Below are 22,626 nucleotides of genomic sequence, written 5' to 3' on the forward strand. Positions count from 1 at the left end.
CCACGCTGCTTTACCAGAATCCAAAATTGATTAATTATTGTCATCTTGTGGTTTTTCCTCGAACTTCTGAATATTCTGGGATTCACTATTAGTCGGTGAATTTTGCTTTTCCAATGTTGGTACTACCACAGCAGAAGGATCTGATTGTTTGGATTCTGTTGGTGCTGCTGATGGTATAAGTAAAGGTTTTGATGGGTTTACGGGTTGAGGGGAGGCAGGATTTTGACTAGAAGCGGGTAAGTTATTTTGTGGGAATGGCAATGGTGCGGGGGAAGCTTTTCGAGATGAGCGGATTGCCCGTAGTTTCTCCACTAACGAGGGTGTGGGTGAAACGCTAGGTGAAGGTGCAGAATTGTTGCGTTGTGATTCTCCTGTAGGGTTGGGGCTGGAAGATTCTTCTGGAGAAGAACGACGATTCCGCCGACGCGGCTTAGAATTAGAGGCTGGTGCTGATTCGGTTCTTGAGGTGGTGTTAGTCTCTTCACCCGGAGGTGAAGATTTACTATCAAAGTTAGGTGCTTTCGCGCTTGGTTCTGGAGTTGACTTTTCAAAAAGCGGCTTTGTGGTTGGCTGCTGCTGAGATTTGGGTAATAAGCTCGTGATTCCAAAACCTGCTGTAGCAGCAACTAGGGCTACACCTATACCAATAAATACCTGAGATGACCCCAGCTTTTTAGCCAGTACAGTTTCTTTAGCGATACCTGGGTTGGGCTGCGCCAACGTAGATCGTCTATGAATAGAATTTTGGGCAGTTTTCCCAATTACAGTTGCTGCCTGCTGGGCAGATAAATTAACAGTTGGTACTGCGTAAGTGGGTAAAACTTGCGGTGTTCCATTCACCCCATTTCCGGGGAGCAATTGTAGCCACTCAGCAACTGTCGCTGGCCGAAAACGAGACTCCACCGCCATACCGCGCATTACCGCCTGGTTGACAGCAGCGCTCAAATGTGGTTGCAATTCGCGGGGGGAAGGCATTTGTTCGCGATCGCGCAGTAATGCTGGTATGGGAACTTGGCCTGTCAACAATGCATACAAGGTTGCTGCTAAACCATAAACATCCGTAGCGGGTGTGCGTGGCGCTTGCGTCAAGTACTGCTCAATGGGAGAATAACCCTCAGAAACCAAACCTGTATGAGTCTGCCTGACACCGCCATTAAATTCTCTGGCAATGCCAAAATCAATTAGTATTACTTCCTGCGTTCCTTGACGAAGAATAATATTATCTGGTTTAACATCGCGGTGTAACAAACCGTTATTATGTACCACCTGCAACGCTGCCCCAATTTGCCGGATGTAATGAATTGCTGTAGCTTCAGGCAAAGTTATTCCTGGTAATACAAATGCGTCTCCCAAGGTTTCGCCAGGAATGTATTCCATCACCATGTAAGGCAGTCCACCTTCCACAAAAAAGTCACTAACTCGGACTATATTTGGGTGGATACACGTAGCTAACCGTCTGGCTTCATCTTGGAATTGGCGCTCGAATTTGGCAAAATCAGGATGTTGTCGCAGCCGTTCATTGATGGTTTTCATCACCACCTCCTGACCCAAGTAGTGATGTGTAGCTTTAAAAGTAATGCCAAAGCCACCCCGCCCTATTTCTTGAATTAGGGTATATTTTCCATCCTGCAAAATTGTGCCTGCTAACATAAATCCTGAGTCCTGAGTGAGCAGATAAGTAGCGAGTCCTGAGTCTTGAGAGATTTCCCAAAAATTTTCCCATATTTTTATTGGGCAGGGTTCTTGCCTGTCCATAATATTACGGGATGATTTAGTTGTTGGAATTCCTAAAGTGAGAAAGACCTCCCCATGAGCACAACAGTTTTATCTTTCTCAGATGATAGCGCGGGAAAGTGGCAAGCCTAAAGGGGGAGGAGGGGGAGCAGATATCTGAACAGGACTTACGCAACTGGCACACGACTCAAACATTTAGCTTATCAAAGCTACCAAACAATTTATCAAATTAAACATGGATTATTGTTCAATTATTTAGTTCAGCAACTAAAACGCCCGAATGTTGCCATGTTTATTGTCTAGTTGTTTGGCGCGGGCGGGCGGTTACGCCACACCGTCGCTTGTGACACTTGCGTAAGTCCTGGTACTTAAAATTAACAACAAATATGCTTTATACGTCAATCAAATCAAAGGTTGTATTCAAGCATTAATGTAATTATTTTGAGTTCTTAAAGTTCATAACTAACAATTTAGCATAACAAGTACTGAAGAATCACTTATTTTCGAGCGCGAACAAGGAACTTTGTAGTATCTTCCCAAACACCTTGATCAGTTGTGAGTTTTTCGATTTCTGCACTGTACTCAGCTTGCCACTGTTCTAATTGTGATTGTGATAATTTTGACAACAGAGGATGAGCTTTAAAATTTATATTGATTGCTATCCAAGATAATTTCTTATCTTTGAGATGGCGATAACGCCCTGAAGGTACAGTCTGAATTTCAACATCTCTAAAACCTGCTTGATGAAGCAAATTCTGACATCTTTCTGGTGTGCCAAGTGGTTCGAGAACATACGGTAGCGATATACCTAAAACCCTAGTGCAAATACTTCGATGAAGAGATGCCAACAAAGCAGTTTCGGGAGGAGAGGTAAATGCAATATATCCTCCTGGTTTTAAGAAGTGATACCACTTTTGCAAAATAGCAGGGATATCAGGAAAAAGTACAAGCGCCTCACAGCAAAAGACAGCATCAAAACTACTATCACTAAAGTTGATATATTCTGCATCTGTCTCAATCAACTCGATATTTTGTAATTTGGCGGCTGCAATCTTAAGTTTTGCTTGATGTAACATTCCAGGAGTCATGTCAACCCCAATCACATGACCTTCTGAGCCAACCTTTTGAGCTGCGGGAATTGCAATGAAACCTGTTCCAGTCGCCACATCAAGAATTTTCTGCCCCTGCTGAAGCGGAACAAATTCAAGTAAAAGCTTGGCTTCTAGAGGATGGCGAGTACCTTCTTCATGATCATAAGTAGTTCTACTACCATAGAATTCTCTTAGTAACTGCTTGTATTTATCTATATCAGTCATCATTAAATTTCAAATCTTTTACACTTTATAATAATTTTTTTTGTGATATTAAGTTGCTCGGTACTAAATCCAACTTACACAGCACAAGCCGCAGTTCCATTAAATACTGTTTACGAACAACGATCGCTTCATAATTTAGATAGTATTGGTAAATACTACATGGGGCGAGAAATAGCCAAAGTGATGGGATACACAGGTGCTAGCTAGAAAGACCAAGCCGAGAACAAGAGGAACAGCCAAGTAAAATAAGGTTCTTCCGTACCTTTGTCCCAAAAATCCAAAACTAGAGTGTTCTAAACTTTGACTTTACATAAACTCTATAACAATAGACCTCTTGGCATTTGTCGCTAACACCCCACCTCCAATTCCTCCCCGCTCTTCGGGCTACGGTGTACACACAAGTCCTAAAAACCTAGCTTGATCAGGCTTGACTCTTTCTCATACAAAGTATCGGAACAGAGAAATAGCATTGTTAGCCGATGCAATGTCATTGAAGGTTAATGAAATGCCATTTATACTCGATGCAATTCCATTGATAGAGAATGAAATTAAATTGTTAGTCGATGCAATGCCATTGTTAGTCGATGCAATGCCATTGTTAGTCGATGCAATGCCATTGTTAATCGATGTAATACCATTGTTAGCCGATGCAATGGCATTGCAGGTTAAGAAACTTGTGTGTACACCGTAGGCTCTTCGGGAGGGAGATGGGGTTCTTTTCTATTTTTGATTTATGCAAGAGGTCTAATAAGCAATCATAGAACTTTTCAGTTTACTAGCGTATTTAAGCAAAAAATCTCTCTGTGTGATGAAGAATTAAATATTAACGTGGATTAATGTTCTTGAATACACACAAAAGCAGAGGGTTTTTCCTATGGCTACCGATGTATTCGAGTTACCAGCACCACCAGTGAACTCTATTGTTGGCCATCTCTTTGAACTTGGACAAGACCCATTAGGATTTCTCAGCCGTTGTCGTGACTATGGTGATATTGTTCCCTTACAACTAGGGTTAACACTTAGTTGTTTAGTAACTAATCCTGAATATATAGAAGAAGTTCTCAAAAATCGCAACGATTTTATTAAAAGCCGAGGCTTACGCGCCTTAAAAACTTTACTAGGAGAAGGGTTATTAACCGCAGAAGGAGAATCCTGGTTTTGGCAACGTCGTCTTTCCCAACCAGTATTTCACCAAAAACGGATTAATGGATATAGCCAAATAATGGTAGAGTACACCAACCGAATGGTTCAAACTTGGCATGATGGTGAAACTCATGACATTCATGCAGATATGATGCGCCTGACGCTGCAAATAGTTATGAAGTGCATATTTAGCACTGATGTAGATGCAGGGGAAACAAAAGTTGTTGCCAATGCCCTAGATGTAGCAATGCAGTGGTTTGAAAGTAAGCGGCGGCAGAATTTTCTTGTGTGGGAGTGGTTCCCAAGACCTGAAAACATCCGTTATCGTGACGCTATTGCCCGAATGGATGAAGCTATCTACAAACTGATTCAAGAGCGTCGCAACAATAAGGAAAAAGCCAATGATTTGTTAACAATGTTAATGGAAGCGAAAGACGAAGAAACTCTTCAGCAGATGGATGATAAACTGCTGCGGGATGAAGTCGCTACTTTAATGTTGGCAGGGCATGAAACGACTGCAAATTCTTTATCCTGGACGTGGTTGCTTTTAGCACAAAATCCCGAAGTGCGTGAAAAATTAGAATTAGAGCTAAATCAAGTTCTGCAAGGAAAGTTACCAACCCTCGAAGACCTTGGACAGTTAGTTTATACACAACAAATTATCAAAGAATCAATGCGGTTATATCCTCCAGTACCTCTCATGGGACGAGAAGCAGCAGTAGATACCGAGATAGGTGATTGCAAAATTCCCCAAGGTATGGCAATCATGATTAGCCAATGGGTAATGCACCGTCATCCAAAGTATTTTGAAAATCCTGAAGCTTTTCAACCAGAAAGGTGGACACAGGAGTTTGAAAAGCAACTGCCTAAAGGAGTATATATACCATTTGGTGATGGGCCAAGGATTTGTATTGGTAAAGGTTTTGCTCAGATGGAAGCGGCTTTGTTGTTGGCAACTATTGCTCAACGCTTCCAAATGGATTTAGTGCCAGGATATCCAATCGTGCCACAGCCTTCAATTACCTTACGCCCAGAAAACGGTCTGAAGGTGCAACTCAAGAAGATTGTATAAGACGCTTCTAACTCATTAAAAACGCAAATTACTCTCTATCAATATGGAGGATTCTACCTAAAGTAAAACCAGCTAACAACTGAACTTCGAGATTTGACTGCTAGCTGGTCATCAAGTTTGTAGAAAGTAAATTTTAAACTAAAAAGAATGTTAATGGTTGGGTTTAACCATTAATGTTTGGAAGTTGAAAAGTTCAATTCTTTTTGAATACTTTCGGCGTCAAGATACAGATTTGTAACTCTAGAATCATTACTTGGACAGCTAATATCTGGAGATTTTTGCCCTCGATACTTGACTTCTGTTGAGGTACCGAACGAAGCAGATTTCACACATGCCGTATCTGGTAATTTTGATAGTGGTTTAGCAGCTAAAATGTCATTGAGGAATTTAATCGCTGTGTTGACTTTAATTTCACCTGTACCTTTTTTGTTGCAAACAGTGTAAGCTGCCTTTCCTGAAGGGAATACCTGAATTTTATACTCGCAAGTATTCGTAGAACCGCTATTAATAATGATTCCTGGATCTTGAGAAGTTGGAGTTTTTGCAAGTATTTTCAGAGGGGAAATACATAAAGGTGTAGCTAGCAATACTGAAGCCAAGCTAATTTTATAAAAGTTAAAAAGCTTCATTTTCACCTCACATTAAATTTTTTATTTAGACAGGTACTAACTTATTTGAGAAGCTTTATTACAATAAAATCATGTAATAGCACTTCTTTGATTAATCCTTAATTAAGGAAAGTTAGATTTATAAGTAGTACAGGCATTAGACAGAAACTATGCAGAATATTTAAAACTATAGTTGATTATGCACTTTTTATATATGTCATTATTGTGTCAATTTTATGTCAGAATAACACATATATGCATAGGATATAGAACCGTTTGGGCGATTGGATTCTCCCACTCTGACAAAAGAGGGATACTTGCGCCACTTCTGTCGCATAACCACACCTTTGATAATCCGAATGAAGCGACTATCGGATTTCGCCTTTACTTTGCGTAAGCTAAATTTAAAAACATAGCTAACAAAAAATTTCTCCTGAATCACTGGCAGGAAAATCTTACTCCCAGTAGATAATCCTCAATAACCTGAAAGGCTCTCATTTCCAAAATGGAGTATTTATTATATAGCAGTTATAAATTCATTTGTAAAAATAAATTAACCGCAAAGGCGCAGAGAACGCAGAGAGAGGAATATGAGATTTTTACGAATCATTTAGGATTGCTATAGTTGGATTGACAGTTATGGTTATTTAATTGTTAAAAAAGCTACGGATATGATAGTGCATACTAAAGCAAAAATAATTGCATGTTCCACTTTGCTACTAATAATATTTATTGCAATTGCTATACCTAATATGAAAACAAATACTAATATCTTTAAAAGATTTTCTGCTTGCCAATCAATCAATGGCTCATCAAGAGATGTTGCCACTGCTTGTATTAATAACTGTTGAAGTTGTATATTCATTTCTAGCTAACTTTTCAAGCTGTTTGTTAATTATATATAAAAACTAGCTTTAGCCTTGCTCTCAAGTCTTCTATCGTCAGGTATATGAGGAGGTATAATTCCCGATTTAAGTTGAGATATTACCTTTGGTAGATTAAAATTTTGGTTTAAAATAATAATTCAATTTAATGTTTTAACTTATTTGCGTGGTGCGTGAAGTGCAAGAAAAGCGCGATAGATAGAGAATAGGAAATCAGCCTTTTCTCCTTGTACGAGTTTTTTCACGTAATTGAATAAGATTCCGATATTAACAGTAGTACTGTTTAAGAGTGCGATCGCAATCCCTTATTCTCTAATTGCTGCTCGATATGCTGCATCTGTTCGATAGATTCTCCAGTAGCGATCGCATAAATTTCGGTATAGATTTTTCCGTATTTCACCTTCTCTAAAGCCGACAAGATAATCAAGTCTTTGCGAGCTATTTCTGATTTTAAAGTCACTAAAATCGAGTCCAACGTTCCTTCGATCCGGTAGTCACTGGAATATTTAGCTACTTCTTTCCCCTGTTCCAGTAGGGTATGACGCTGCAAGCACAGAGAAGTTGAGCCATTGACTCGGAAATTGGCATCGATCGCATAAAATTGTCCGTCTCGATCTTCCAGCACATCGAACCCAATCACGCCAAAATAACCCTGTTTGTGAGCATACTGACCAATGGCAGCAATCATCTCAAAGAACTTGCTCATGTCAGTGTGGCGATAGTCAATCAGTCCCCCTAAATAGTTACCTTCGGGAGTCACAAGTTGGCTAGTAGTACCGATGAGGGTTATTTCTCCTGCCTTGTTGACATAGAACTGTACGCAGTAATTTTGCACCTCATTCTTGACGAACTCTGAGACAATAATCGTATCGAGCAACTTAATATCAAGATATTTTCTGATTTCTTCAAGGCAGTAGTTCAAATCGCTGGGACTTTTGATGATGTAAGTGCCTTCTCCTGAGAGTCCGTGCGATGTTTTGATTAAATAGGGGAATTGTGGTAGCTCAATGTCTTCGAGATTGACTTGGTGCAGATTGTAGCTCTTGTATTTTGGACATTGCACCCCCAATTCCGCTAAAGTGACTTTGCTGAGTAAGCGGTAATGGGTGTTTGAATCAACAGCGTGTTTTTCAGATTTTAGATGATCAAAAGGAAATAGAGTGATAAGTTTGTCAAAGCGATCGCTCTGGCTGAGGTCGTCCAAATAAGTCGAGCAATCCATCATTTCAATATTGGAGTAGCTGAAGCCGAAATGCTCTTGCCAGTATTTAAGCAACGACTTTGGTGGCGGAATAATCACAATTCCGGGAATGCGATCGCCTAACACAGCCAGATTTTTCCAAGGTTCTTTCTGACAAATCTTATCGAAGGAGGTTTTGCTGGCTTCACTACTGCCATCTTGAATAAAATATTTTTTCCGGTTGGGATAAGCAGCCCAACTGGCAGTTGCAGGGTAATTTAGGATAAACCCATAAGATGCATCTGTGATATCTTCAGCAAACAGATCGGAAAGAGAACTTCCTTGAAAATATTTAAAGTTATATTTTGAGTTCATTTAATCTTTGAAAAATCTCTGGATTAATACTACGTGAGTTCGACGGATTAAAAAAAATACCAGAGATAGAGATAATTAAGTTTGTAGGGTAGATATTAGACCTCTTGCAAAAGTCCCTAACACCCTAACCCCTCCCCAATACTTTGGCTATGCGTTATCCACATCTTTCTTTACAATTTTAAAACCCATGTTCTATAACCGTCTTAGACACTAAAAATTTAGACATACTTGACAAATTCGCTTTTAATCTTCTCGCTAAAACTGCGTTTTTATTGAGAATGAACAACGAACGAATCAGGGTTATAATAACCTGAGTCAAGACTATCGCAAATGTTAAGAAAGATCCGGGTAATGGATAGCCAATGCTTTGGGGAGGGTAGCGCTTGCTTTACTCTAATGCGGGGTGGGGTTCTTTATTTTTGATTTATGCAAGAGGTCTAATATTCATGATCTTGATGATCGGGTTTACCTTGTTCAGTTTCTAATAGCCGTGAAATCAATACATCTGGTTTTCTGCTAATAACAGACTTAATTTTATCAACAGCAATTACCTCACTGATTTTTACAACCATTTCCCAGAAAGTATCCTCTTCTGTATCTTTATTGTAAGTTGTATGTTTAAACCACAATAAATCATCCCAAACTCCGATAATTGTGGCGAAATACCATTTATCTCGTATTAGTATCCAGATTTGTTGTTCTAAGTAAGTCTGTAGAAGAATTTTCACAATGGGCAAGATAATGAAAAATATTGTGTTACATATTAAGTAAGTATTAACAGCTAAGACCACAGTTAAAATACTGAAAGTATATTAAGGAAATCCTAATTGGGCGCAGACGCTATCACCATTGGCTAACTATTTCGCCAAATGTACTTATTCGTACATTAAGGATTTTTATACTAGACTTCTTGGCATTTGTCGGGAAAAGGTTAAGGTGAAAGGGGGAAAGGTTTGTTATTTTCCCTTTTCCCTTTAACCTTTTCCCTTTTCCCACCTCTTGCAAAAGTTCTTTTTGCAAGAGGTCTAGTGATAATGGCATTGGTCACTCCCCATTCCCAAACCACCAAGGGTCATTAGTATCGTTAGTTTTGATCAAAATAGCTTTTTTTCGCATGAACCTTTTCAACGCCGCCGCACCCATGCGTGAGCCTCCCAAACCGGAGAATTTGAAGGCGTTTTTCTCTCCTTCATGCATGATAGCGGTGAGTCCAGCATCGTTGATACTGATAGCACCGACATCAATCTGTTGGGCAATTTCTAAGGCTTCTGTTTCTGAGGCAAATACAGCAGCACTTAATCCATAAATTGAGTCATTGGCTAAAGATACTGCTTCCTCTACCGTGGAAAAAGGCATGACTGGCATAATCGGGCCGAAAGTCTCTTCGGTCATCACTTTCATAGAATGATTAACCTGGGTAAGCACTGTCGGACGACACCACCAACCCCCACCTAAATCCTCAATTATGCCGCCGCAATGAATTACTGCTCCCTTTTCCACTGCATCTAGGAGATGATCGCTAATAATGGCTGCTTGTCTTTCGGCGATGATCGGGCCAATTTCTCCACTTTCGACTGTGGGATAAGCTAGTTGAAGGCGATGTGCTTTCGCTACTAGTTGATGATAAAACTTTTCAAATATCGAGTCTGCAACGTAAATTCGCTCAATTGAGAGGCATGACTGTCCGGTGTTGACGACGGAACCCCACAATATTGCTGAGGTTGCTAATTCTAAGTTGGCTGATTCTAAAACGATCGCAGGATCTTTTCCCCCTAATTCCAAAAAAGCTGGAATAAACTGTTTTGCAGCCGCCTGTGCAACTTTTCTGCCTGTGGCTACACTGCCTGTAAAGCATACCAAATCTACATTTTCAATCAAAACAGATCCAGTTTCGCCTGCTCCTTCCACAAAAGTTAAAACATCGCGCAATTCGGGAACAGCGTTGAGTGCTATTTTGAGTGGTGCTACAAAGCGGGGAGCGATTTCACTGGGTTTAACAATCACAGCACAACCCGCCAGCAATGCCGGAATGGTATCAATGGTAGACAGTAAAAGCGGAAAATTCCACGGGCTAATTACTCCAACTAGGGGATAAGGAACGGATGTTTGTTGCAAGGCAATAAAGGGAATGGCTGTATTTTTTGCAGATTCTTGCAGCAATTCCGGTGCTAACCTACACCAGCGATCGATGCTGGAGAGGAAAGAATCTATTTCTAATACCGAGGTTGACAATCTTCCTGTATCATTTACCAAAGCTTCCGTGAGGCGATCGCGTCCAGATAATATCGCCTGTTTCCACTGCTGTAAAGCTTCAATTCTCCCCTCTAAGCCCAACTGCTGCCAGCGAACTTGTGCCCGACGCGTGCGCTTACATTGTTGTACCACCAGCCTTGGAGGCGGCGGGATAATTACGTAGTCAAATTTGCCAGTTCGGGGATTGCGGACTTCGATTGTTTTTGTCATTAGGAGGCAGGAGGCAGGAGGCAGGAGGCAGGGGGCAGGGGGCAGGGGGCAGGAATTATTTTTTTGTATTACAATGCCCTATGTCCCATTCCCAAATTCAAATTATCCCCAATTGGGTTAAGCGTTCAATGGTGGCTTGCTGTGTTTGCAAGAAGTGTTTGCGGTCTACTTCTGTTTCCAGCATAGTATTAGCGGGGTAAAAGTGTGATTGACGGTAACTTTCGGCGTATAGTTCAAAGCGTTGGCGGGAAAGTAAATTATTTAACCCTGGTCGGCGGCGATCGCGGCGTAATGCTGCTAAATCAATCTCTGCAAATGCTGCCATGCTCTCGCCTGCACCTGTCTCTGCTAATACGATGCCGCGATGGTCAATGATTTTAGAACCACCATCAGCCGAAGCAATGGGGATGGCAATATTAGCGATGCCTGCGGTATTGGCTGAAACTACATAAGCCATATTTTCCACGGAGCGAGTGATTTTTGCCGCATCTTTGGGTGTGAGGTTTTTGTTGTATACTTCCGAGGTGGAATGAACAAAAATCTCTGCTCCTCGCATCCCCAGACACCGCGCCACTTCTGGATACAAAATTTCTTCTGACGCTAAAGCTGCCAAATTACCAATCTCCGTTTTGGCAACGGGGAAAACTCCCTCTAAACCATAGCAGTCGAGATATTTATCCCAGACATCATGGGGTGTGGGAGCAAACAACGAATTTAGCCGCCGATATCGCAAGACGATTGAGCCAGAGGGGTCAAGAATAAAGCAAGTTTGAAAGTACAATCCGGGAAAGTTGGGATCAACTTCGTAGGCGTTACCAGCTAAAAAGATTTTATGCTTTTGGGCAATTTTACCCAGCGCCTCATACTCAGCACCAGCCATTTCTATACAAGCTTTTTCTGCCCATCCTGCGAGAGTATCTCCCATCGGGAAACCAGTGAGGAAATATTCTGGCAGTACAATTAAACGACAATCGAAGCCGATGAAAGCAATGCTGGCAGCAATTTGTTGAGCGAGGCGATTGATAGAGTTTTGCATGAGCGATCGCGCTTCGTGGCGATTGCTGGTTTGGTTGACTGCATGACAGGTAACTTGCAGTGCCAAAGCGCGGAATGATTCTAGATTACTGGACATAGGGCATGGGACTAAGGACAAATGACTAATGACTAATGACTAATTTATAGAATGCGATCGCCACCCCAGAGCGATCGCATAATTTTATCTGCCAACTCAGATCCAAGTATCTGTGCGACAAATTTATTACCTGGATCGCGTTCAGCAGCGTTACGGCGCAGCGCCAAATCACGAGCGGCTAAAGCGGTGCGTGCATCTTCTGGTACAGCTTGGGCCGCATCTACCCAAGTTAGCCAGCGATCGAGTGTTTCGTGTGCAAGTGTGCGAGTTAGTTCGAGGGTATCAAAAGTAGGTGCACCTGTGTAGCAAGATTTAACAGGCGATTGAAATAAGCGAAGATACAGACTTTTGCTAGTAAATACCTTGAGGCGGGAATCTTCTTGTAACTTTAAGAATGTTTGATTAACTGGCTCATAGTAGCGATCGAGATATGCCAAATCGGTTAAAAGCTCAGTTCGGGCAATGTAATCTATATAAAATAAAATATTTCCATTTGGAAGTGTGCCAAACTCAAAGGCCAAATGAGGAACTTGAATATGCGACTTCAACCAAGTTGTGAGACGCATAGTGCTAAAGTTTGATTTTTCAGGGTTTCCTAGCCACGAATGCACTAGCCAGTCAATTTCTTTCCCGGAAAAAGCGGTGAGCGAACCCTTGATATTGCCATCAAGACTGCTGTATTGCTGTAAATTTTCCACAGAAGGATCTGGATGTAATTCAAAACGAGCCTCGATTTTCTGACGAAGTTCCTTTGTCAAACCCCATAACTCTTGAGATAAGGTTGTACTGTCTACATTAGGTTGCTGCTCAAGCACTGTTTGTATGTACCCTTTTGAGATAACGAATACAAACAAAGCATAATGTCAAAACAAAACAAAACACAAGCAGCTAGCTTCTCTCAGAGTTTTTCTTAGGTTAACTTACATCTTGCACCGTGATTCTGACTTCTGACTTCTGACTTCTTGTTTACTTCTATTGTCTTTGTATAAACTTAATTTAAATAAAAGAACTCCAGGTAGAAGAGAGAATGTCAAATTTCCGCGATCGCACAGAGTCAAACACCGATAAAGTCTTACTCATCGGAGTTACTGGCGGCACAGGTGGAAATGTCGTCAAGGGATTTCTCGAACAGGGAGTTACCAACCTGCGAGTCATCACTAGAGAAATTGACCTTAGTCGTCCAACTCTTGCGAAGCTCAACGATGCCGGAGTTGAACTGGTAAAAGCCAACCTCGACGATGAAACCTCACTCATAGCAGCCTTTGCAGGGATTTCGGCTGTTTACTGCCACGCCACTTCTGCGGACTCCACTAAAATTGATCCGCTAGAAGTGGAAAGAGCAAGGCGAGTTGCACAAGTTAGCAAGCAAGCTGACATTAAGCATTTTGTCTACAATTCCGCAGGTGGGGCGGAAAGAAATTCAGGAATCCCCCGCATAGAGCAAAAGTACCAAGTAGAGAAAATTCTCAAAGAAGCTGGCTTACCGACTACTATGTTGCGAGCCTGCTTGTTTATGGAAGAGTTTTGGAAAAAGTACACGCGACCTTCCATCCTCAAAGGTAGTTTCCCATTTTCCATTCAGCCAAACAAGCCCCTTCATCTAATTACAACCAAGGACATGGGCCGCGTTGCTGCCTACGTCATTAAACATCCCACCAAATATATTGGTCAAGAAATTGAGCTAGCTGGCGATATGCTGACTCCTCTTCAGATGACAGAGGCATTTTCCCAAGCGCAGGGGATGAAAGTTGTCTACAAAGAGACACCCGCCTGGATTTTCTTACTATTGCTGCAAAAAGAACTATTCGATTTGATTCAGTGGTATCGCAAACAAGGTTATCAAGCCGATGTCTGGCGTTTACGAGAAGAGGAGTTTCCTGGACTTCTGACCACATTTAGGGAATTTCTGGCAGAAACCAACTGGGCAAATGCGGAACTCACCTACGAAAGTCTGTGATTTATCGCAATCCGATTTAATTTCTGTATCCCTCACGGGAGCGTAGCCATAATTATTTGCGTCGGTAGGCAACAACAAAGAAGCTTTTTTGAGCTATATTCAATGTTTTCAAAATATAGGACTCATATTTGATTTTTGAAAAAAAATCGGTATACCTTAATCTTCTGAAATCCTATTGCCTTTTGCTTACTTACGCAAGTATTTCAGTAATCAAACTGGATTCGTATAGCATGTCCAAATGATGCCAACAAATTTGGGCGTTTACCCTATCTTTCTAAAAATTACTAATAGAAAATCCTCGACGTATGGGTTTAATATTAGCTAACTCCACCTGAAAGCTTACCTTATCATTCATTTCTCCACTTCTGGCTTCCAAAGTCCATTTTCCAGGACGCAAATTCCAAAATAAAGAATTAGCTGAGTTGGTATCTAACTTTTCACCATTTAGCCACCACTCCACTGGCGCAGATTTATTTCCTGCTAACTTGAATTCTAATTTCTGCTTCGTTTCTTCACCTGGATAGAGTAAAAATAAATCGCCCTGATGCGGAGATAAAATTCTCAAATTGCTAGAAGTAAAATTTGATTGCTGCTGTTTTGCCAACCATTCATCATATTCTGGTGGCAAATTAAATTGATTTTCACCTTCGTAATTACTTTTATCTTCTGGATAGAAATATTCCCGCACCACTGAGGTACAATCTGGTGTTGGTCGTAACCCCGAAATGGCACAAATAGGTAATTGCACTAAACCTTCTGGAGATGGAAAATCTGCTGGTTCTTGATGTTCGTGCAGGTGTAACATAATTCGATTCCATAAAGGTGCAGCCCCAGTCACACCTGAAACCTGTCGCATCGGTTCACCGTTAAAATTGCCTACCCAAGTCGCAACAGTGTAATCTGTGGTGAAGCCAACAGTCCAAGTATCACGAAAATTGGAAGAAGTGCCAGTTTTAACAGCAGAGGGAAAGGGTAAATGTAATACAGAGTCTACACCAAATGCTGTTGCACGAGCATGGTTGTCACTGAGTATGTTGGTGATTAATTGCCATATTGTGCGATTGGGGAGTGGGGAGTCCTTAGGGATTGGGGAATTAGAAAATGTGCTGACTATTGGGGTAGCATCTCCAAGTCGTGCTATGGTCAGGTAGGCATGAGCTAATTCCCAGAGGCTAACTTCGCCACTACCTAGAGTCAAACCCAAACCATAATGTTCTGGAGTTTGATTGAGGTTTTCAAATCCCAATTGATGCAGTCGTTCTAAGAAAGTTTCCACACCTACTTTTTCTAAGACTCGCACTGCGGGGACATTTAGGGAATTTGCTAAAGCGATTCGTACCCGCACTGGGCCAAGAAACCTTTCAGTGTAATCTGTAGGGCTATAAAGTTTTGCACCGGGAATTGCGTAACGGGCGGGTACATCTGCCAAAATGGTATTTGGACGAATTAAACCTTTTTCTAAAGCTAGTTCATAGACAAAAGGCTTAAGGGTAGATCCTGGTTGACGTAGCGCTTGCACTCCATCATTGCGTCCCAGTTTTGCTTCATTAAAGTAATCAGGCGAACCGACATAAGCCAATACTTCACCAGTGTGGTTATCAATCACCAACGCGGCTGCATCATGGACATTATTAGCGGCGAGGGAAGAAATTACCTGTTGTAGCTGTGCTTCGACAAACTGCTGCAAAGGGCGATTTATAGTCGTGCGGATGGGGGAATTTTGTTCTGTTTGCGTTTTATCAAACTGATTGGCTAACCAAAATAAAAAGTGTGGTGCGGCGATAATTCCTCGCTGGCGAGATTGAAACACAACTTTTTCGGTGTGTGTTCGGGTGGCGATCGCCTCATTAATATACTTTTCCTGTACCATCCGATTAAGGACGTATTTTTGTCGCTGCTTCAGCCGTTCCCAATGTTCATAAGGGTTAAAGTATGTGGGATTATTAGGAATAGCAGCCAACAAACTAGCTTGGGCAAGATTCAATTCACTAGCTGGGATGGAAAAATAAGTCTGCGCGGCTGCTTCCACACCATATATATTCCCTCCCATTGGCAACCGATTAATATATGCAGAGAGAATTTCATCTTTATTCATCCCTGCTGCTAACCGCCAAGATAGCCAAATCTCACTCAGTTTACCAGAGAAGCTGCGGGGTACTGGATCTAACATCCGTGCCAATTGCATGGTAATTGTGGAAGCGCCGGAAACAATTCTTTTGGCGTGGATGGCTTCTTTGCTGGCGCGGATAATAGCTTTCATATCCAACGCCCCGTGATGGTAAAAGCTGCCATCTTCGGCGGCTAAAATAGCATGGATAAACTGAGGTGAAACCTGATTTAGTGGTACTACTGATGTATGCTCTTGATCACGGGTGAGTAGTGTTCCTAATGGTAAACCATTGCGATCGCTAAATTGCATTGCCAACTGATTTTGGGCAATGTCTGCGGCACGAATTGGCGCAAAATAAGGTAGTAGACGTACAACCAGACAGATTAGCAGCACAGCTAGGATAACTTGACTAGTGCGCTTAAGTTTGAGTAGCGATCGTGAAATTAGTTTCATCAGGGAATCCCCTGTCTAAGAAAACTTACCTTAATTTTTCCACCGACTTATTTATATCTATGAATTCATTGTTACTAACTTAGCAGATATAAATTCATGTTTGCAAAATTTCAATACTTCTTTATAGTTAAGAATTGTAGTTATTTTGGGGAACAATCACACGGAGTTAGTTATCAATGTAGATAAACATATTTAAATCCATACTTTGGGTATAAATAACTAGTCATATTAGCGATTTATTTAGCCTTGGCATTGCTCAATCAATGAGGTAGTGCGAACTTTTGTTAGCTATAATTTGTAAATTTTTAATTTTGAATTATTAAAATATGATTATCAGAGCTTTACTCAGTTTCAACTATAAAATTATCAATCGTGTCTTTAGCATTGTTAGCGGTTCATTAAAAAAAATTGCACATTCCTCAAATCGCAAGAGAACAATACAATTTCTTCTTCTCTTTACATTTATGCTAGCGATGACAGGATGTAATTTTTTTGGTATCAACTCAAGTAAAGAACAACTCCCGGTCGTATCCCCACTCACACCACCAAAATTACCAGACTGGATTGAACAAATTAGTCCCATTGGGGATGCGAAATCTCTTAACCAAATCTGCATCCGCTTTAAAGAGGCTTTAATCCCAGTTGAAAGTCTTGACAGTCCAGAACAGGAAAAGTTGTTACAAAAATTTGCCCTTTGGCCGCCTTTACCCGGTCAATTTCGCTTTTTAACACCGCGTATGGTGGGTTTTCAAGCCGAGAAAGCATTGCCAATAGCGACAAGATTTCAAGTTACCCTCAAAACAGGTTTAACCGATTTAAAAAACCATCGCTTAGACAAAGATTTACCTTGGACTTTTAATACCGAATCTATAAATCTGACTAATTTACCCGGTGTTAATCCCATTGAGAAAGCTGATATAGAACCAATTGATTTACAACAGAAATTACAGTTTACTTCCAATGTCGAATTAGATTTAGCTTCTGTACAAGAACATTTGCAGTTAATTCCTGAAGGAAAAAATAAGGGTGTAGGCTTCAAAGTCGAATTAAACAAAGAAGAAAAACCAGTAAAAAATGAAGAAGACTCTTTAGAAAAATTTGATCCTTCAGCCCGCAACTGGATTTATAATCTCATTCCGCAGCAAAATCTCGAAAAAGCAACTAGTTATCGCCTGGTATTTTCTCCAGGAATACGTCCTGCTTATGGCAATCTAGCTACAGAGAAAGAATTTGCCAGTAAGTTAGCAACTTATTCGCCTTTGGCATTTCAAAAAATTAACTATTACGGACAGCCGGATTCAGGCGGAACCTATGGAAGATTTATTAAAGGCAGTCCGCAGCTAGAATTTAATAACGTTTTATTAGCAGAATCAGCTAAAGAAAATATTACCATTAATCCAGCACCCAAAGAAATTTCCAGAATTTTGCAAGTAAATGATGAAGATAAAATTGTCGGCATCAATCCTTATGCGCTAGAACCCGCCAAGACTTATACAATTACTATCGGCGCTAATCTCAAAGATAAGTTTGGACAGACTTTAGGTAAACCCGTCACATTTAAATATGATACTGGAGATTTAGCTGGGGATATTTGGGTACCATCAGATTTGAATATTTTCCCCACAGGTAAAGATTTGCAGCTAAATATTAGTACGGGAAATCTACCAGAATCTAAGTACAAAGCAGCTTATCGAGTAGTTAACCCAACAGATTTAGTTTATTTTAATAATAGTAGTGATTTATTACCACAACCTTCTGATTGGCAAAGCTTTAAGGTATCGGGTAAGAAAAATCAATCAGTTGACGTTGCTGTTCCTCTGCGGGAAAAAATCAGTGCAGCTACGGGAATGTTAGCTTATGGAGTGCAAGCCCGCACTAATAAATATCAGGAAAATGGTAAGGAACTATGGCGTGAACCTACAACTTATGGCATGGTTGAGTTGACGAATTTGGGCGTATTTACTCAGTGGTTTCCTGAGTCAGGTTTAATTCGCGTCAATCATCTTACAGATGGTTCGCCAGTTCAAGCGGCTGCTGTGGAAATTTATCAATCAAAATTACAGGCTAAATCTCGCCCTGAACCTGTACCTTGTGCAACAGGTAAAACTGATGAAAATGGAACTTTGGTAATTACTCGTGAAGGATTACAGCAATGTTATTCGGGAAATGAAAGTTCTAGTAAATCACCACAATTATTAGTAATTGCCCGTGAAAATCAAGATTGGGCATTTTCCAGAGTTGAGGAATATAGCGGCGTTTATGGATATGGTATCGATGCGGGTTGGCAAGATGGCAAACCAGAATCACGCGGGGTAATTTTCTCGGATAGACAGTTATATCAACCGGGTGAAAAAGCTTGGTTAACTGGTTTCGCGGACTATTTACAAAATAGTGGAATCCAGCAAGATAAAAATGCTGTTTACCAATTAACTTTGGTTAATCCTGATGGGCAAAAAACTAATTTAGGTACGCAAACGACAAATGAATTTGGTACATTTTCTCTGGAACTGCCAATCAAGACTACTCAGCGTTTAGGCTATTATACAATCCAGGCTAAGGCTAAGAACGGGCAAGAAATTTCTGGAGAATTTCGGGTAGCTGAGTTTAAGCCACCCAATTTTAAAGTCGAACTCAACTTAGATAAAGAATTTGCTCTCATTGACGAGAAAGTTAATATTAATGCTACAAGTAATTATTTATTTGGTGCGCCTGTAGAAGGTGGAGAAGCAAAATATTTTATCACTCGCCAGCAGGCTGATTTTATTCCTAAAGGTTGGGAGGAATTTAGTTTTGGTAGGCAATGGTTATGGCCGGAAGAAACCCCCACTATATCTAGTGATGTATTGCAAACTAGTACCCAGCTAGATGCTAATGGTAAAAGTAGTCAAACTGTGAATGTGGCTAATGATTTACCATATCCGATGACTTACCAGGTGGATGTACAAGTTGCAGATGTTTCTAATCTGTCTGTAGCGAATTCCAAAACTTTTACAGCCTTACCAAGTAATCGCCTTATCGGGTTAAAAAGTAATTTCATCGCTGATGCTGGGAAGGCTTTCCCTATTGAAGTAATTGTTACTGACCCTACAGGAAAACCGATAACAGGTCAACGGGTACGGCTGGAATTACAACAAATTAAATACAGCAGTGTTACGCAATTAGTGGAAGGTAGCCGAACTCCAAAAAATCAAGTTGAATATAAAACAGTAGGACAAACAGAAATTACATCTGCTAGCAATCCGCAGTCGGTAAATTTGACAGCACCGGAATCTGGTTCATACCGGATTAGAGTTAATTTTAGTGATGCCAAAGGCGAATCAAGTGCTACAGATTTACAAATTTGGGCAACTGGAGAAAATCCTGTATTTTGGGGTTCTAAAGAAAAAGATGTCTTAGAAGTTAAATTAGATAAAAAAGAGTTTAAACCTGGTGAAACTGCTACTGTACTAATTCAATCTCCCTATCCGGATGCAGAATTGTACTTTGCTGTGATTAAAGACAAACCCATTTATCAGCAAATTACCAAAGTTCAAGGAGGCACACCAAAAATTCAGTTTCAAGTCACGCCAGAAATGCTGCCCAATGCAGCCATCGAAGCTGTCTTAGTCAGGCAAGGTAAACCGATAAACCAAGTGGAAGCGGGAAGTTTAGATAACTTGGTGAAGATTGGTTTTACACCTTTTAAAGTTAACTTAGAAGATAAGTATTTAAAACTGCAAGTTAAGCCAGTACAAGCATCATTAGAACCTGGTGCAGAGGAAACGGTACAACTGGAACTGAAGGATAATCAAGGCAATCCCACCAAAGGACAGTTTACAGTCATGGTGGTAAATGAAGCGGTGTTACAACTTTCTGGTTATCGTCCGCCAGATTTGGTAGATACAGTTTATGCAGAACAGGTAATACCTACCCGCTTTAACGATAATCGCGCGGATGTAATACTACAAGCACAAGATGTAGCTAAACCCAAAGGTTGGGGTTATGGCGGTGGTTTCTCAACTGGTGCAGCTAATACTCGCGCCCGCACAGACTTTCAAGCCTTAGCTTACTACAATGGTTCTGTTCTCACCGATGCAAATGGTAATGCACAGATAACCTTTAAACTTCCAGATGATTTAACTACATGGCGGGTGATGGCTGTCGCTACCGATGGAAATCTCCGTTTCGGGAATGGAGACGCGACGTTTATTGCTACCAAGCCACTGCTAACTAATGCCATCTTGCCACAATTTGCCCGTCCAGGCGATCGCATCCTCGCTGGTTTATCTGTAACTAACAACACTGGGAATACCGGAAATCTCTCAATTAATGGCGAACTTAGCGGTAATGTGAAGTTTGCTGACAAAAACCCCACAGCGAATTCTTTGCAAACCAAAGCTGAATCTGCAACTCATGCTTATCGCTTTCCAATGGTGGCGGATAGTGTGGGAGTTGGTAAAGTTCGCTTTACCACCCAACTAAATGGTACAGCCGCAGATGCTTTTGAAGTTCCTTTGGAAATTAAGCCAATTGAAATTACAGAACAAGTCGTTGAAACTGGTGTTACTGAAAAACAGGTAAAAATTCCCTTGAATGTTGATAAAAATACCTTCCCTGATGCAGGAGGTTTAGATATTCAGTTGGCGAGTACCTTAATTCCAGAGATTCAAGCACCAGCAAAGCAGGTTTTAGAAGATAATGATTTGCCGTTTACAGAACCTGCTGCAAGCCAGTTAATAATTGCTGCCAATCTGCAAACTATTACCCAAAAATATGGTCAGGCATTTTCAGAATTTAATCCTAGCCAACAGGCAAAACAAGCCATTGAACAATTGCAAAAACTCCAAATAGCCGATGGTGGTTTTACTGCTTTCCCCAAACAAGAAAAATCTGACCCTTGGATTTCTTCTTATGCAGGTGAATCTTTGGTTAAAGCCAGTCAGGTATTTCCTAATTTAGTCGATTCTGCAATGCTGTCTCGCCTCAAAACTTATCTGCAAAAAGTTCTCGCGAATCCTGGAGAATATGATTTTTGTAAACAAGTACTATGTAAAAGGCAACTGCAACTTAATGCTTTAATCGCTTTAGCAGAACTTGGTGATAAACGCAATACTTTCCTTGCAGATATTTATGAACAGCGCAATAACTTTGATTTAGTAACTCAAATTAAATTGGCGCGATACTTATCCCAATTCCCTGAATGGCAAGATGAATCTCAACAATTAGTAAACAAGCTGCAACAGAATATTTATGAAACTGGTCGCACTGCAGTTGTCAGTTTCCCAGGTAATTGGGGTTGGATGAGTTCATCTACTGCGACGCAGGCTGAAGCTTTACGCTTGTTTATTGCCAAACAAAGTAAACCCGAAGTTGTAGATAAGTTATTCCAAAGTCTTCTCGCATTGCGACGCAATGGCACGTGGCAAACTAACTATAATAATGCTCAAGCCTTAACAGCTTTAGTAGAATATAGCCAACTCCAACCCACGCCGCCTAATTTTGTTGCAACAGTGCAATTAGCTGGTAATAGGTTAGGAGAAAATCGCTTTGAAGGTTATAAAAATCCTAATTTACAACGAAATGTGCCGATGAATCAATTACCTCGTGGTCGTAATGATTTAACGTTACAAAAAGTAGGTAATGGCACTTTGCACTATCTGGTTGCTTATAATTATCGCTTGCAGGGAAATCAACCAGGAAGATTTAATGGTTTACGCATAACACGAGAAATTAGTCAAGTAAATAAAGAGAAAGTTTTACAAAAAACAGGTCTTTACGCGTTCGATAAACCCTTGACTTTAGCCTCGGGACAGGTGTTTGATATTGGTTTAGAAATCATTGCCGATCGCCCCGTGGATCATATAGTGATTAAAGATCCCCTACCATCAGGTTTTGAGGCGGTGGATGCAAGTTTTCAAACTACCACAGCCGCATTACAAGCAAAAGCCGATAGCTGGGAACTTGGTTTTAGAAATATCTACCGCGATCGCATTATCGCCTACGCCGACCACTTAGAACCAGGAGTTTATAGTCTGCATTACTTAGTCCGTTCTGTTACTCCTGGGACATTTTCTTGGCCTGGTGCAGAAGTTCATTTGCAATATGCACCAGAAGAATTTGGGCGTACTGCTGAGTCTACAGTAATATTAGAGGAGCATTCCTGATGTGTAATCTTCTTTTATCGGACTGACAAAAAATAAATTATCCCAAATTATTTTTA

The 22,626-nt window shown here is 40.8% G+C and carries 14 protein-coding genes and 1 pseudogene; 5 read left to right on the plus strand and 10 right to left on the minus strand.

Features of this window, described 5'->3' with window-relative positions:
* Nucleotides 1-30 precede the first annotated feature (30 nt).
* Both RMX98_RS12310 and RMX98_RS12315 read right to left on the minus strand, forming a co-directional pair.
* Nucleotides 31-1,650, minus strand: a complete 1,620-nt coding sequence (locus RMX98_RS12310; protein WP_322677607.1) for a serine/threonine protein kinase — start codon at nt 1,648-1,650, stop codon at nt 31-33.
* 581 nt (nt 1,651-2,231) lie between these two features.
* The gene (locus RMX98_RS12315; protein WP_322677606.1) at nt 2,232-3,053 is read right to left on the minus strand and encodes a class I SAM-dependent methyltransferase; all 822 of its coding nucleotides are present in this window, start codon (nt 3,051-3,053) and stop codon (nt 2,232-2,234) included.
* Between the two features lie 42 nt (nt 3,054-3,095).
* Here RMX98_RS12315 and RMX98_RS12320 point away from each other — a divergent pair.
* The 3 genes and pseudogenes from RMX98_RS12320 to RMX98_RS12330 form a co-directional block, all read left to right on the plus strand.
* Nucleotides 3,096-3,298, plus strand: a pseudogene (locus tag RMX98_RS12320) (SAM-dependent methyltransferase); the annotation flags it as partial.
* Between the two features lie 221 nt (nt 3,299-3,519).
* Nucleotides 3,520-3,741 (plus strand): hypothetical protein, encoded by a 222-nt coding sequence (locus tag RMX98_RS12325; RefSeq protein WP_409881425.1) that lies wholly within the window; start codon nt 3,520-3,522, stop codon nt 3,739-3,741.
* A 183-nt stretch (nt 3,742-3,924) separates the two neighbouring features.
* Nucleotides 3,925-5,265, plus strand: a complete 1,341-nt coding sequence (locus RMX98_RS12330) for a cytochrome P450 (RefSeq protein WP_322677603.1) — start codon at nt 3,925-3,927, stop codon at nt 5,263-5,265.
* Between the two features lie 170 nt (nt 5,266-5,435).
* Here RMX98_RS12330 and RMX98_RS12335 read toward each other — a convergent pair whose 3' ends face one another.
* The 7 genes from RMX98_RS12335 to RMX98_RS12365 all read right to left on the minus strand — a co-directional run bounded on the left by RMX98_RS12335 (nt 5,436) and on the right by RMX98_RS12365 (nt 12,722).
* The gene (locus RMX98_RS12335; RefSeq protein WP_322677602.1) at nt 5,436-5,894 is read right to left on the minus strand and encodes a hypothetical protein; all 459 of its coding nucleotides are present in this window, start codon (nt 5,892-5,894) and stop codon (nt 5,436-5,438) included.
* Nucleotides 5,895-6,516: 622 nt separating this feature from the next.
* The gene (locus RMX98_RS12340) at nt 6,517-6,738 is read right to left on the minus strand and encodes a hypothetical protein (protein ID WP_322677601.1); all 222 of its coding nucleotides are present in this window, start codon (nt 6,736-6,738) and stop codon (nt 6,517-6,519) included.
* Nucleotides 6,739-7,040: 302 nt separating this feature from the next.
* Complete coding sequence (locus RMX98_RS12345) at nt 7,041-8,312, minus strand: ATP-grasp domain-containing protein (protein WP_322677600.1); 1,272 nt, start codon at nt 8,310-8,312, stop codon at nt 7,041-7,043.
* A gap of 437 nt (nt 8,313-8,749) precedes the next feature.
* On the minus strand, nt 8,750-9,040 hold the full coding sequence (locus RMX98_RS12350; protein ID WP_322677599.1) for a hypothetical protein: 291 nt from the start codon (nt 9,038-9,040) through the stop codon (nt 8,750-8,752).
* Between the two features lie 316 nt (nt 9,041-9,356).
* Nucleotides 9,357-10,775 carry an aldehyde dehydrogenase family protein gene (locus tag RMX98_RS12355; protein WP_322677598.1) on the minus strand — a complete coding sequence of 473 codons (1,419 nt, stop codon included), beginning with the start codon at nt 10,773-10,775 and terminating at the stop codon, nt 9,357-9,359.
* A 97-nt stretch (nt 10,776-10,872) separates the two neighbouring features.
* Complete coding sequence (locus tag RMX98_RS12360; RefSeq protein WP_322677597.1) at nt 10,873-11,907, minus strand: nitrilase-related carbon-nitrogen hydrolase; 1,035 nt, start codon at nt 11,905-11,907, stop codon at nt 10,873-10,875.
* A 44-nt stretch (nt 11,908-11,951) separates the two neighbouring features.
* Nucleotides 11,952-12,722 (minus strand): red chlorophyll catabolite reductase, encoded by a 771-nt coding sequence (locus tag RMX98_RS12365; RefSeq protein WP_322677596.1) that lies wholly within the window; start codon nt 12,720-12,722, stop codon nt 11,952-11,954.
* Between the two features lie 212 nt (nt 12,723-12,934).
* On the opposite strand from RMX98_RS12365, the gene RMX98_RS12370 reads away from it, so the two are divergent.
* Nucleotides 12,935-13,864, plus strand: a complete 930-nt coding sequence (locus tag RMX98_RS12370; RefSeq protein WP_322677595.1) for an NmrA family NAD(P)-binding protein — start codon at nt 12,935-12,937, stop codon at nt 13,862-13,864.
* Between the two features lie 274 nt (nt 13,865-14,138).
* Here RMX98_RS12370 and pbpC read toward each other — a convergent pair whose 3' ends face one another.
* Nucleotides 14,139-16,427: a penicillin-binding protein 1C gene (gene pbpC, locus RMX98_RS12375; RefSeq protein ID WP_322677594.1), complete on the minus strand. Its 2,289-nt coding sequence runs from the start codon at nt 16,425-16,427 to the stop codon at nt 14,139-14,141.
* 473 nt (nt 16,428-16,900) lie between these two features.
* Here pbpC and RMX98_RS12380 point away from each other — a divergent pair, with 473 nt between their 5' ends.
* Complete coding sequence (locus RMX98_RS12380; RefSeq protein WP_322677593.1) at nt 16,901-22,570, plus strand: alpha-2-macroglobulin; 5,670 nt, start codon at nt 16,901-16,903, stop codon at nt 22,568-22,570.
* The last annotated feature ends 56 nt before the right edge of the window (nt 22,571-22,626 follow it).

This window comes from Nostoc sp. DedQUE02, from assembly GCF_034531035.1.
In the GTDB taxonomy this organism is placed as follows: domain Bacteria; phylum Cyanobacteriota; class Cyanobacteriia; order Cyanobacteriales; family Nostocaceae; genus Nostoc.